The organism is Providencia sp. M-27, assembly GCF_011077905.1.
In the GTDB taxonomy this organism is placed as follows: Bacteria; Pseudomonadota; Gammaproteobacteria; order Enterobacterales; family Enterobacteriaceae; genus Providencia; species Providencia huaxiensis.
On the sequence record NZ_JAALBT010000013.1, the window covers coordinates 42,893 to 56,294 of the forward strand.

At 38.2% G+C, this 13,402-nt stretch carries 12 protein-coding genes; 5 read left to right on the top strand and 7 right to left on the bottom strand.

Annotated features, from left to right (window positions below; genetic code table 11):
• Window positions 1-22 precede the first annotated feature (22 nt).
• Window positions 23-436, top strand: coding sequence for an 8-oxo-dGTP diphosphatase MutT (gene mutT, locus G6Q48_RS16660; protein ID WP_166267648.1), 414 nt, complete (start codon window positions 23-25; stop codon window positions 434-436).
• A 71-nt stretch (window positions 437-507) separates the two neighbouring features.
• Here mutT and yacG read toward each other — a convergent pair whose 3' ends face one another.
• The 7 genes from yacG to ampD form a co-directional block, all read right to left on the bottom strand.
• The gene (gene yacG / locus G6Q48_RS16665; RefSeq protein WP_004262008.1) at window positions 508-705 is read right to left on the bottom strand and encodes a DNA gyrase inhibitor YacG; all 198 of its coding nucleotides are present in this window, start codon (window positions 703-705) and stop codon (window positions 508-510) included.
• A gap of 16 nt (window positions 706-721) precedes the next feature.
• Window positions 722-1,480 (bottom strand): cell division protein ZapD, encoded by a 759-nt coding sequence (gene zapD, locus G6Q48_RS16670; RefSeq protein ID WP_102137401.1) that lies wholly within the window; start codon window positions 1,478-1,480, stop codon window positions 722-724.
• A gap of 8 nt (window positions 1,481-1,488) precedes the next feature.
• The gene (gene coaE, locus G6Q48_RS16675) at window positions 1,489-2,094 is read right to left on the bottom strand and encodes a dephospho-CoA kinase (protein ID WP_102137402.1); all 606 of its coding nucleotides are present in this window, start codon (window positions 2,092-2,094) and stop codon (window positions 1,489-1,491) included.
• Between the two features lie 155 nt (window positions 2,095-2,249).
• Entirely contained in the window at window positions 2,250-3,437 is a 1,188-nt protein-coding gene (locus G6Q48_RS16680; protein WP_166267650.1) for a type II secretion system F family protein, read from the bottom strand.
• 1 nt (window position 3,438) lies between these two features.
• The gene (locus G6Q48_RS16685) at window positions 3,439-4,839 is read right to left on the bottom strand and encodes an ATPase, T2SS/T4P/T4SS family (RefSeq protein WP_166267652.1); all 1,401 of its coding nucleotides are present in this window, start codon (window positions 4,837-4,839) and stop codon (window positions 3,439-3,441) included.
• 14 nt (window positions 4,840-4,853) lie between these two features.
• On the bottom strand, window positions 4,854-5,279 hold the full coding sequence (gene ppdD, locus G6Q48_RS16690; protein ID WP_166267654.1) for a prepilin peptidase-dependent pilin: 426 nt from the start codon (window positions 5,277-5,279) through the stop codon (window positions 4,854-4,856).
• A gap of 265 nt (window positions 5,280-5,544) precedes the next feature.
• Window positions 5,545-6,090 carry a 1,6-anhydro-N-acetylmuramyl-L-alanine amidase AmpD gene (gene ampD, locus G6Q48_RS16695; protein ID WP_166267708.1) on the bottom strand — a complete coding sequence of 182 codons (546 nt, stop codon included), beginning with the start codon at window positions 6,088-6,090 and terminating at the stop codon, window positions 5,545-5,547.
• A 106-nt stretch (window positions 6,091-6,196) separates the two neighbouring features.
• Between ampD and nadC the strand changes: the two genes are divergently transcribed.
• The 4 genes from nadC (at window position 6,197) to aceF (ending at window position 13,306) form a co-directional block, all read left to right on the top strand.
• Complete coding sequence (gene nadC, locus G6Q48_RS16700; RefSeq protein ID WP_166267656.1) at window positions 6,197-7,099, top strand: carboxylating nicotinate-nucleotide diphosphorylase; 903 nt, start codon at window positions 6,197-6,199, stop codon at window positions 7,097-7,099.
• A 725-nt stretch (window positions 7,100-7,824) separates the two neighbouring features.
• Window positions 7,825-8,595, top strand: coding sequence for a pyruvate dehydrogenase complex transcriptional repressor PdhR (pdhR, locus tag G6Q48_RS16705; protein WP_166267658.1), 771 nt, complete (start codon window positions 7,825-7,827; stop codon window positions 8,593-8,595).
• A 171-nt stretch (window positions 8,596-8,766) separates the two neighbouring features.
• The gene (aceE, locus tag G6Q48_RS16710) at window positions 8,767-11,433 is read left to right on the top strand and encodes a pyruvate dehydrogenase (acetyl-transferring), homodimeric type (RefSeq protein ID WP_102137407.1); all 2,667 of its coding nucleotides are present in this window, start codon (window positions 8,767-8,769) and stop codon (window positions 11,431-11,433) included.
• A 13-nt stretch (window positions 11,434-11,446) separates the two neighbouring features.
• Window positions 11,447-13,306: a pyruvate dehydrogenase complex dihydrolipoyllysine-residue acetyltransferase gene (aceF, locus tag G6Q48_RS16715; RefSeq protein WP_166267660.1), complete on the top strand. Its 1,860-nt coding sequence runs from the start codon at window positions 11,447-11,449 to the stop codon at window positions 13,304-13,306.
• The last annotated feature ends 96 nt before the right edge of the window (window positions 13,307-13,402 follow it).

Genomic DNA, 13,402 nt, shown 5'->3' on the forward strand with positions numbered 1-13,402 from the left:
CCGCCTTTTTGACGAAAAAATTATGGAAAAAAAACATTTACATATCGCAGCTGGGATCATTCGTAATTCTCAGGAAAAAATTTTTATTACTAAACGGCCTGAAGGCTCACATATGGCTGGTTTTTGGGAGTTTCCTGGTGGAAAACTTGAAACTAATGAATCTCCTGAAGCAGCATTAGTTCGTGAGCTTGAAGAAGAAGTTGGAATTATAGTGACTAAGAGCGAGTTATTTCATCGCGTTGATCATGAGTTTGATGATCGTTTCATTACACTCTATTTTTTCATAGTTTCTTCGTGGGAAAATGAACCGTATGGTAAAGAAGGGCAAGACTCGCGTTGGGTTTATCAACATGATCTTATTGCAAATGAATTCCCTCCAGCAAATCGTATCATTGTTGATTTATTAACGCAGAGAAGTGATCAACATAATAGCTGATATTGATATTAAGTGGAAAATACACAATGATATATTTTCCACTTAATTTTATGCTGTCGCGACTTAACGTATTATTTATCTGGTTGTTCGCTCCAATCATCGCTGTCAGATATATCCCCTTGGCTAGCAATTCGTTTCTCTTCACTAGCCCACTCACCAAGGTCAATAAGTTGACAACGTTTACTGCAAAATGGCCGGAAAGGGCTATTTTCATTCCAAACAACGATCTTTTTACATGTAGGGCAATTTACTTCAATGATTTCACTCATAAATATATATCTCTAGCTAGCAACAGGATAACTCAAAATTAATAACATCTGGAAGTATACCATTCTCACTGTCGATATGTAGAAAGCGTAAGGCAAATCGTGTTTTATGGCCTGAAATTTGCGGGTAAATGAGATGTTCAATGGATAATTTGATGCGTAGTAACTCTTTACCCTCGACATTATCTTGATAGAAACCATTATGAGATTCTTTTATCTCAAAATTTCCACTTTGTCGAATTAATGTAAGAACGGTGTTTAATGCATTCTTCAGTGGGTCGAGGCTTTGTAGCCATCCATTGATGGACTTATTTCGCTCGATCTGTGAAATGTTCAACCAAAGCTGTAGTGTGGGGAGATCAAAACTACAGCAGCCACCAGGGATGCTTAAACGTTGACGTACCATACTGATAATTTTATCTGTTCGTAAATGGTGGCCAAAACGTGGGGCTGACATTAATTTGGAGATTGTTTCAGATAATTGTTCAAGCAATGTAGAAATTAATTGGTTATCGGCATTAGGCGCTTCGGCCCAATTCGCTAACTGGATCCGTTGTTTTTCGAGCTCTTTCATGAGCTCAGAACGTACCTCTCCTCTATCTAGAATTTCAATTAGTTCTGAAACAGAACGGAAAAAGGCAATACCAGTAGAGTAGGAAGTAATATTACTTAGCTCATAAATTTGAGATAAAAGTGTTTCAAGGCGCAGCCACGAACGAATTTTTTCATTCATTGGGTATTCATAAGTAATAAAATTTGTTGCAATTAATTCGCCCATTTTAATTCCTATTTTTTTATTTTTGCTAGCGTTAAGTACTGGTTATGAAAAGCAGCGACCTTGCCTGAGAGATCCGTATCATGAGAATGGTTTGTTATTATATCATTGGCATAATTAAGTCGTTTTTCACGGCTAACTTGTGCATTAAGTATATTAGTAACTTGTTCTAAACTGGTCTTATCTCTTTTTAATGTACGCTGAATTTGCTCTTCAGTAGTAACATCAACAACTAATACCCTATCGGCCAAATGATGAATATTATTTTCAATTAATAAAGGGACTACCCATAACACATAAGGGTAATTTATTTGCTGAAATTGCTTTTGTGTTTCTTGCTGGATCAATGGATGAAGCAAAGCATTCAGCCATTTTTTTTCATCGGGCTTGGAAAAAATAATTTCCCTTAAGCGTTGTCTATTTAGCTCTCCGTTCGGAAGAATAACACCCTTACCAAAGTGGCGTGTAATGCTTTCTAAGGCAGGGGTATTTGGCTCAACAACCTGCCGAGCAATCACATCTGCATCAACTAGGGGGACTCCAAGTTTAGCAAATTCATTTGCAACGGTTGTTTTACCACTTCCAATACCACCAGTTAAAGCAACTATATAAGGCATATGATTATTCATTTACTCGTTGAAAAAAAATAGATTACACTGAAATAAATCATTTGTCTTCATCCAAAGTAATATTACGATGAATAGGTTAAAAAACAAATTTTTATATAAAATATTTAAGGTGAAATACCATATTCATATCTACATAAAATTATTTATAACTCAGTTATAACATTTCCTAAGTTAAATATCGGTAGATACATTGCTAACATGATCATTCCTACCAGTATAGCAATTAAAAGGAGTAAAATAGGTTCAAGATTTTTTAAGTTTCTTTCTGTAATAAAAACATATTGCTCTGAATAATATTTGAATAAATAATTTGAGAAATAGTGTATTTTTCCAGATTCTTCGGCAATAGACATTAGCTGTACAGATAAATCAGGGAAAAATTTGGTTTGCTTCATTGCACAGGACAGTAGTTCTCCTTTATGTACCGACATATGTACGTATTTACAGTCTTTTTGGTATTGAGGATTGCTGATAGTTTGAATTGTACATTTTAAGCATTCAGATAATGACAATCCTACGTTAATAGTTGAGTGCATCGTTAAGAAATATAGGCTTAAATTATGAAACTGTAATGATTTTTTGAATATGGGGAGGTGCATGATTGTTTTTTTCAATAAAACTAATGTTTTCATCTTAAATTTAAATGCTATAAAGGATGCAAATAGTAAAGTAATAAATAAATAGGAGGAATAATCTCGTAGGGAGTTAGAGATAAAGGTTATTATTTTTGTGATGAGAGGTAATTCATGTGTAACATTTTCATAGATGCTCTCAAATTGGGGGACGACATAGAACATCATAATGAATAATAATATTATTGAGAATACAGAAAGGATTATTGGGTATCGTATTGACTTGTTGATAAGTAGTGATGTTCTATTATTATGCTCTAAAATTTTGTTGATTGTACTAAAGCTTTCCTCATATTGACCTGTTTTTTCTGCAATGGTAATAATACTTATTACTGTGTCATCAAAGATTATTGGGTATTTTTGTAAGTACTGTGAGAGTTTTTCTCCTTTTTCAATATGAATTATTGAGTTCTCAATAATATCAATCCAAAAGGGGAGTTGGCAGTTGGTCTGTAATATTTTCAAACATTGTACAAGATTAATACCGGATGAGGATAATAAAGATAACTGATGAAAAAAATGAATTCTATAATTAATGTTGTTTTTGTCTAAAGTGAATATTGTTTTTAGCTTTATGTGTATAGGAATTAAGTTCCTTTCAGATATGTTGATGAAAGCCTGCTTTTTACTCTTCGCTATTAGCGTACTATGTGTTAGTTGATCGTTAAAATCAATGGCGCTATATGAATAAATAAACATGTTAACTCACTCCATTTCCGATAATGGAATAGATTTCTTGAAGAGTTGTTTCACCCATTTCAACAAGTTCTATACCTGCATTAAAAAGACTAATAAAATTATTTGGATTCTCAAGTGTATTCTTTGTGAGTATTTCACAGATGCTTTTATGGTCGATATATTCATAAACTGCGGTTCTCCCCATAAAACCAGAAAAACAGAGTTCACACCCTTTTGCTGACCATTCATTTATTATATGGTTAGCGTGTAGTTTGGTTTTCTTAGGTATTGCTTCTTTGCAGTGAGGACAAAGTTTTCGTACCAATCTTTGTGCAATGACCATTTTGAGACAAGATTTTAGTTGGCTATTTTCTATCCCTAGTTGGTTCATTCTCTCTATTGCACTGAATGTACAATTTGTGTGTAATGTAGACAAAACTAGATGGCCAGTTTGAGCTGCTCTAGTCGCTATTTTGGCTGTTTCTTCATCACGAATTTCACCGATCATAATGACATCCGGGTCTTGTCGCAGAAGTGCTCTTAAAATAAAAGAGAAATTAAGTTTGTATTTTTCATTAACTTGGGTTTGATTAATTCCTTGTAGTGGAATTTCAATTGGGTCCTCAATGGTTGTTATATTTCTTGAGGACTGATTTAAATATTCTAGGTAACTATAAAGAGTTACTGTTTTACCGCTTCCTGTGGGCCCTGTAACTAAGATTAGCCCTTGTGGTCGATTTAAATATTCTTTTAATGAATCAAGAAGGGAAGAGCACATCCCTATGTGCTCTAAAGAATATTTTAATTGTGTATTCAAAATACGTAGGACTAATTTTTCACCGTGAATTGTCGGAATACTTGAAAGACGAATGCTATAATTTTGCCCGTCAAAGTACCAACTCATTTGGCCATCTTGTGGAAGTCTTTTTTCCGCAATATTCATTTTTGCGAGTATTTTTATACGAGCAATAACTTCACTATTAATCTCATAAGGAGGAGAAGGAATAAAATATAGTTTTCCATCGACTCGTAATCTAATTTTCAACCCATGCTTAGTCGGTTCAAGGTGTATATCCGATGAACGTTTATGAACCGCTGTTTTTAGTAATTCATCCACAAAGTTAATCGCAGGGGATGAAGTATTTAATGGCTCGGGTTCTTTTGGTTGATAATGTGCCTCCTCCTCTTTTATTTCATGTGTTGTATTATTGAAATAATGGTCTATTTTTTCTTTCGGCCAAATGTCATAGCATACAGGGACACTGGCAATAAATTTTAATGTGGCTATTAAATTATCATCCGGCTTTTTAACTACAGCTATAGATAACCGTTTTTGATTATAGTCGATGATTATAATGTAATTCCTATCACATAGACTCTTAAGTTCTTTATAAATGAATTGATCGTTTCTAGCTATATTCATATGTATATTTCCAATTAAAATACAAAGGTTTTTTCGCACAATGACTTTAATTTGATATTATTTTTGTTTTCACAAGCAACTGCCCAATTAAAGGGAGTATTTAAGGATGGAATGGTTGGTGTCAATATAACCTTTAAGCCTGCTAGTGATTTATCTGTGGAAAATGTAATAACGCCTGATTTAACCTCTATTTTACTAATATATCTCCCGGTTATATTGGTAGGGATATCATCATTGCCTCCGTTGCATTGTGATAAACTACCCCGGTTAAAACTACATATTTCTACACTGTTTTTATAAGGGATGACGGTTTGGAGCACATCAGTAATCGCTGCTTTTTGCATATAGCTTTGATAGCCAGGGATCGCAATAGCACTTAAAATTGATATGATTGCAATGACTACCATAATTTCAATGAGTGAAAAGCCTTGTTGATTCATAAATAAAACCTCCGTTGTTAAGTGAGGCTTTATCATAATTAGATTTTTAATTTGAAATTAGAGGTTAAAAAAGAGAGTGCGAAGCAATTTGTAAATGTTTATTGAAATGTAGGTTAGGTTGCATTTTTCTTCGAGCAGCTTCGCAATAAATAACAAGAATAAAATAGAAGCTGGGGTTTTAGGATGAATTAGGTGAAAATAAATGTATCTATATTGCATTAGCGGATAATTTTAATATGGATATTATCCGCTAATAATTATTAAACTAATAATTCTTTAACTTATTCTTATAATATAGCCAATCAAAGAATGGACCAGGATCTGTTTTACGGCCAGGGGCGATATCACTGTGACCAGTAATATTATTTTTAATTAGTGGGTATTCAATTGTAAGCAAATTAGTTAAATAAGTTAGGGACTGATACTGTTCTTCTGTAAATGGATCAAAATCAGTACCTTCTAGTTCAATACCAATAGAGAAATCGTTACATTTTTCATGGCCCTGGTAAGAAGACTGGCCTGCATGCCAAGCTCGTAAATGAAAAGGGACATATTGAATAATTGTACCATCACGGCGTATTAGGCAATGAGCTGAAACACGAAGGTGTTTAATTTCATAAAAAAATGGATGTTCATCAGGGTTTAAAGTCCCTGTAAATAATTGATTTATATAAGGTCCACCAAATTGACCCGGTGGAAGGCTGATATTATGAATGACTAGAAGAGAAGGTATGGCATTAGTGGGGCGCTCATCATGATGTGGAGAAGGGATATGAGTCACATTATTTAGCCAACCATTATGTATTTTCATATCGTTATCCATAGTATTCTCTTTTCTTTTTTGTTAGCACTCGTTATCTGCAAACGGAAAGATTAGCATAGATGAAACGAAGCGAGTGTATATTTTGGAGTTAAAAATGACTATACGGCGATATGATGAACAACAAAGACGCGAAAAACTTTTTGAGCGGTTACAGATTGATATTCCTTTTATGGTCAGTGTGGCTTTGAAAGAGGACTTAGGTCAATCTGTTGATTATAAAAAGGATATTACTGGTCAGTTGTTAAATGCGGATAGGCAAGCGAGTGCTCGAATTATTACTCGTGAACAAGGTGTTTTTTGCGGTAAGCAATGGTTAGATGAAGTCTTTCTTCAACTTGGCGGGCAAGTCAAAATTGATTGGAAGGTCCAAGATGGTGAAGCCGTGGCTCCTAATCAAGTTCTTTGTGAGATGCATGGCCCATCACAAATTTTATTAACTGGTGAGCGCACGGCTTTGAATTTTATTCAAACGCTTTCTTCTGTTTCAAGTATAACTGCTGAATATGTAAAACAAATCACAGGTACAAGAGCGAAGTTACTTGATACACGTAAAACTATCCCAGGCTTAAGGACCGCTTTAAAATATGCAGTGTTGATGGGGGGAGGGTTTAACCATCGCCTAGGTTTATCTGATGCTTACTTAATAAAAGAAAACCACATTATATCGGCCGGTTCAGTTGAACGAGCTGTTGAACTAGCACGTAACGCACATCCTGATGTCCCAATTGAAATTGAAGTTGAAAGTTTAGATGAGCTATTACGAGCCCTGAAAGCGCAAGCTGATATCATTATGTTAGATAACTTTACTCCAGTTATGATGAAAGAAGCTGTCGTGTTAACCGCAGGAAAAGCCGCACTTGAAGTTTCCGGTGATGTCACATTAGCAACGATAAAAGAATTCGCAGAAACAGGGATTGATTTTATTTCTGTTGGTGCGTTAACCAAGCATATTAAAGCCATGGATTTGTCTATGCGTTTTATTGATAAGAATGGGTAATTGATCTAATTAATTCGGGATGCCTTAGCCATAGTATTGCTAATAAAGCTTTAATACACGTTATCTATTCGTGTTAAGTCGGATGTGGGCATCCTACTTACTTATCGCCTAACTGTACTTTGATATTGATTTAAATATCTAAGGGGTTGCAACGAATTAAGGGATTACCACGAAATATTTGTAGTTCCTCATCAATCGAAACATTATTGCATTTTTTTTGTTCATCAATAAATTGAAACATTACAGCGCTATTTTATTTTCTACATCAATTTTATTCTAAGGTAATGGATAGGCTTGAATGTAAATCTATCAAATAAATTTTAGTTAAGTTTGGGTTAAACTGTTTTGTTAACATAAAATTAACACACTTGCAGTCTTGGAGAGTAAAAATTGCTATTAAGGGGGTTGTTTGTTTTTAAATTCATTAATTGTGAATTTGAATTCACTCAACTGGTTGCTTTAACGGTTCAGTTTTTGCGTTTTAGCATAAAAAATCGTTTTTAATGTTAAAATATGTCATGCTAAATTACATATTAGGTTATCAATTCATGCTAAATTTTAAAAAAAATTGTTAAGATTTGCAGGATTTTATGATTTAGCGCAAGGTCTTTATGGACAGATAGTGAATACTTTGTTACTTTATTAACCCATAAATAAATTGGTATTACCAATTAACACTGGGTAATACGTAATCAATAGTTACTCACTTATGAATATGGCAGATTATGACTTACGGTAAAATTCGCCAACCAAAGTTATCAGATGTAATAGAGCAGCGTCTCGAACATCTTATTTTCGAAGGGACATTACGCCCTGGCGAAAAGCTGCCCCCTGAACGCGAACTTGCAAAGCAGTTTGACGTATCTCGACCATCAGTGCGTGAAGCAATTCAAACGTTAGAGGCGAAAGGCCTTTTATCTCGCCGCCAAGGTGGCGGAACCTTCGTACAAAAGAAAATGTGGCAAAGCTTTAGTGACCCTTTGGCTCAGCTACTTGAAGGCAATCCTGAATCTCAATTTGATCTCCTTGAAACTCGCCATGCCCTTGAAGGTATTGCAGCTTACTATGCAACACTTCGTGGCACAGATGAGGATCTTGAACGGATTCGCCAAAGCTATGAATTAATTAAGACAGCGCAAGAAAATGGCGGGCTAGAAGCAGAGTCAGACGCAGTATTACAATATCAACTCATTGTGACTGAAGCTGCTCATAATGTCGTTTTATTACACCTTTTGCGTTGTATGATCCCGATGTTAGAACAAAATATTCGTCAGAATTTCGAGTTCTTATATACCCGTAAAGAAATGTATAAAGCAGTTAGTGAACATCGAGCACAGATTTTTGCCGCTATAATGGCAAGAGAACCTGAAAAAGCACGTGAAGCTTCTCATCGTCATTTAGCCTTTATCGAAGATCTACTGTTGGATATTAGCCGAGAGCAAACTCGCAGAGAACGTTCTTTACGTCGGTTACAGCAACATCCTGATTTGAATTAATAATATAGATCCTGACTGCTGCGTCTATATTATTGTGAGTACTCTAATTAAGAGTTAAAGCGGCAACTACATCAGGGCCTATCTTCCTGCTGTTTTACAGCAATGAGGAAAATAGCAGGAAGATAGGCTCCACATAAACATATAAAATAGATAACAGATAAGGAATACACCATGTCAGATATGTTAAAAAATGACGTGGATCCGATTGAAACTCGCGACTGGCTACAGGCGATTGAATCGGTCATCCGTGAAGAAGGTGTTGATCGTGCTCAGTTTATTATCGAACAGGTATTAAGCGAAGCACGTAAAGGCGGTGTTAATATTGCCGCTGGTGCATCTGGTCATTCTGATTACATCAACACAATAGCTGTTGAAGATGAGCCGGCATACCCTGGTAACATGGATTTAGAGCGCCGTATTCGCTCTGCAATTCGTTGGAACGCAGTGATGACTGTTTTACGCGCTTCCAAAAAAGACTTAGAACTGGGTGGCCACATGGCTTCTTTCCAGTCATCAGCAACTTTATATGAAGTGTGCTTTAACCACTTCTTCCGTGCACATAATAACAATGACGGCGGAGATTTAGTCTTCTTCCAAGGTCATATCTCTCCTGGTATTTACGCACGTGCGTTCTTGGAAGGCCGCTTAACTGAAGAGCAAATGAACAACTTCCGTCAAGAAATTGGTGGAAATGGTCTGTCTTCTTATCCACACCCTAAATTAATGCCTGACTTCTGGCAGTTCCCGACTGTGTCAATGGGGCTGGGGCCAATTAATGCTATCTATCAAGCTAAATTCCTGAAATACCTTGATAACCGTGGGCTGAAAGATACATCAGCTCAGCGTGTATATGCATTCCTTGGTGATGGTGAGATGGATGAGCCAGAATCTAAAGGTGCAATTACTATCGCAACTCGCGATAAATTAGATAACTTAGTTTTTGTTATCAACTGTAACCTGCAACGTTTAGATGGCCCAGTTACTGGTAATGGTAAAATTGTTAATGAACTAGAAGGTATCTTTAATGGTGCTGGCTGGCAAGTTATCAAAGTTATGTGGGGCGACCGTTGGGATGAATTACTGCGTAAAGATACGAGCGGTAAACTTGTTCAACTGATGAACGAAACCTTAGATGGCGATTACCAAACCTTTAAATCACGTGACGGTGCATACGTTCGTGAACACTTCTTTAATCGTTACCCAGAAACTGCAGCATTAGTTAAAGATATGACTGATGATGAGATTTGGGCTCTGAACCGTGGTGGTCACGATCCGAAGAAAGTGTATGCTGCATTCCAAAAAGCCAAAGAAACTAAAGGCAAACCGACTGTTATTTTAGCGCAAACCATCAAAGGTTATGGTATGGGTGAAACTGCAGAAGGTAAAAACATTGCTCACCAAGTGAAGAAAATGAACATGGATGGCGTTCGTCATTTCCGTGATCAGTTCAATGTGCCTGTTGCTGATGAGCAAATTGAAAAACTGCCATACATTACGTTTGAAAAAGATTCCGAAGAGTACAAATATCTACATGAACGCCGTCAAGCGTTAGGTGGTTATTTGCCAGCTCGTCGTTCAACCTTTGATGAAAAATTAGATATTCCTGCACTGGCAGATTTCAGCCAATTATTGGAAGAACAATCTAAAGAAATTTCAACAACTATCGCGTTCGTTCGTGCGTTGAACGTCATGTTGAAAAACAAATCGATTAAAGAACGTTTAGTACCAATCATCGCTGATGAAGCGCGTACATTTGGTATGGAAGGTCTATTCCGCCAAATCGGTATCTATAGTCCTAAAGGTCAGCAATATACTCCGCAAGATCGTGAGCAAGTTGCTTACTATAAAGAAGACTCTAAAGGTCAAATTCTGCAAGAAGGTATCAATGAGCTGGGTGCGGGTTCTTCTTGGTTAGCGGCTGCGACATCATACAGCACTAACAACCTGCCGATGATCCCATTCTATATCTACTACTCAATGTTTGGTTTCCAACGTATTGGCGACTTGATGTGGGCAGCGGGTGACCAACAAGCACGTGGTTTCTTAATTGGTGGTACTTCAGGCCGTACAACACTGAATGGTGAAGGTCTACAGCATGAAGATGGCCATAGCCATATTCAATCACTGACTATTCCTAACTGTATTTCTTATGACCCAGCTTTCGCTTACGAAGTTGCGGTGATCATGCAAGACGGCTTAGAGCGTATGTACGGTGAGAAACAAGAAAACGTTTATTACTACATCACGACGCTGAATGAAAACTACCACATGCCAGCAATGCCAGAAGGCGTAGAAGAAGGTATCCGTAAAGGTATCTATAAACTGGCTTCTGTTGAAGGTAGCAAAGGTAAAGTTCAGCTATTAGGTTCAGGTTCGATGATGCGCCACGTGCGTGAAGCAGCGGATATTCTGTCTGCTGAATATGGAATCGGTTCTGATGTCTATAGCGTGACTTCATTCACTGAATTGGCACGTGATGGTCAAGATTGTGAGCGTTGGAACATGCTGCACCCATCTGAGGCACCACGTGTTCCTTATATTGCACAAGTTATGAACGATGCACCAGCAGTCGCATCAACTGACTACATGAAACTGTTTGCAGAACAAGTTCGTACTTATGTTCCTGCAAGTGATTACCGCGTTCTGGGTACAGATGGTTTCGGTCGTTCAGATAGTCGTGAAAACCTGCGTCACCACTTTGAAGTGGATACATCCTATGTGATTGTTGCAGCGTTAGGTGAATTAGCTAAACGTGGTGAGATTGATGTAAAAGTCGTTGAAGAAGCGATTAAAAAATACAACATCAACCCAGATAAAGTTAACCCACGTTTGGCATAAGAGGTAAAAATCAATGTCTATTGAAATCCAAGTGCCTGATATCGGTGCTGATGAAGTTGAAGTCACCGAAGTGATGGTTAAAGTTGGCGACAAAGTAGAAGCTGAGCAATCGCTTATTACCGTTGAAGGTGATAAAGCTTCTATGGAAGTCCCATCTCCACAAGCGGGTGTGGTAAAAGAAATTAAAATTGCTGTTGGCGATAAAGTGACAACAGGCAAATTAATCATGGTATTCGAAGCGGAGGCGGGTGCAGCAGCGCCAGCTCCTGCAGAAGCCCCAGTAGCTCCAGCGGCAGCACCAAGCGCAGCGGTATCGAAAGATGTTGCTGTACCAGATATCGGTGGCGATGAAGTTGAAGTTACTGAAATTATGGTTAAAGTTGGTGACACGGTTACGGCTGAGCAATCTTTAATCACTGTTGAAGGCGATAAAGCCTCAATGGAAGTTCCTGCACCATTTGCGGGAACCGTTAAAGAAATTAAAATTGCAACCGGTGATAAAGTGAAAACTGGCTCACTGATTATGGTCTTTGAAGTTGCAGGCGCGGCTCCTGTAGCGGCTCCGGCTGCTCAAGCTGCAGCGCCATCAGCGCCAGCTGCTTCAGCGGTTAAAGATGTCAACGTACCAGATATCGGTGGTGATGAAGTTGAAGTCACTGAAGTGATGGTAAAAGTGGGTGATACCGTTTCTGCTGAGCAATCAATCATTACCGTTGAAGGCGACAAAGCCTCAATGGAAGTTCCTGCACCATTTGCGGGAACCGTTAAAGAAATTAAGATTGCGACTGGCGATAAAGTGAAAACTGGCTCGCTGATCATGACCTTTGAAGTGGCAGGTGCAGCTCCAGCAGCGGCTCCAGTAGCTCAGTCATCTGCTCCGGCTCCTGCGGTCACTCCAGCACCAGCAGCGCCAGCAAAAACAACTGACAGCAAAACTGAATTTGTTGAAAACGATGCATACATCCATGCAACACCAGTTATTCGCCGCTTAGCGCGTGAATTTGGTGTTAACTTAGCGAAAGTTAAAGGCACAGGCCGTAAAGGCCGTATCCTGCGTGAAGACGTTCAAGCTTACGTGAAAGATGCCGTAAAACGTGCGGAAGCTCCTGCAGCAGCAGGTGGCGGTTTACCTGGTATGCTGCCATGGCCGAAAGTGGACTACAGCAAATTTGGTGAAGTTGAAGAAGTTGAACTGGGTCGTATCCAAAAAATCTCGGGTGCTAACCTGAGCCGTAACTGGGTAATGATCCCACACGTTACGCTGATGGAAGAAGTGGATACTACTGAAGTTGAAGAATTCCGTAAGCAACAAAATAAAGAAGCTGAAAAGAAAAAACTGGATGTGAAAATCACACCATTAGTTTTTGTCATGAAAGCGGTTGCTCGTGCTTTGGAAGAAATGCCGCGCTTTAATAGCTCTATTTCTGAAGATGCGCAGCGTCTGTTCCTGAAAAAATATATCAACATCGGTATTGCGGTAGATACACCAAATGGCTTAGTTGTTCCAGTCTTCAAAGACGTAAACAAAAAAGGCATTTTAGAGTTATCTCGTGAACTGATGGAAGTTTCTAAGAAAGCGCGTGCAGGTAAATTGACTGCGTCTGATATGCAAGGTGGCTGCTTCACGATTTCAAGCCTTGGTGGTATCGGAACAACCGGTTTTGCACCAATCGTGAACGCACCAGAAGTTGCAATTATGGGGCTGTCACGTTCTTCAATGAAACCTGTTTGGAATGGTAGCGAGTTTGTTCCTCGCTTGATCCTGCCAATGTCACTGTCCTTCGACCATCGTGTAATCGATGGTGCTGATGGAGCTCGCTTCATCACCCTAGTAGGGCAATTAATGAGCGATATTCGCCGTTTAGTGATGTAAATAATAAGACCGGCGAATAAGCCGGTCTGTTTTATTTAGGCTGGGGCAGAATTTTTTGCTGCCGCTACGAAAGGTTGGGAGTTACATCACGAAATG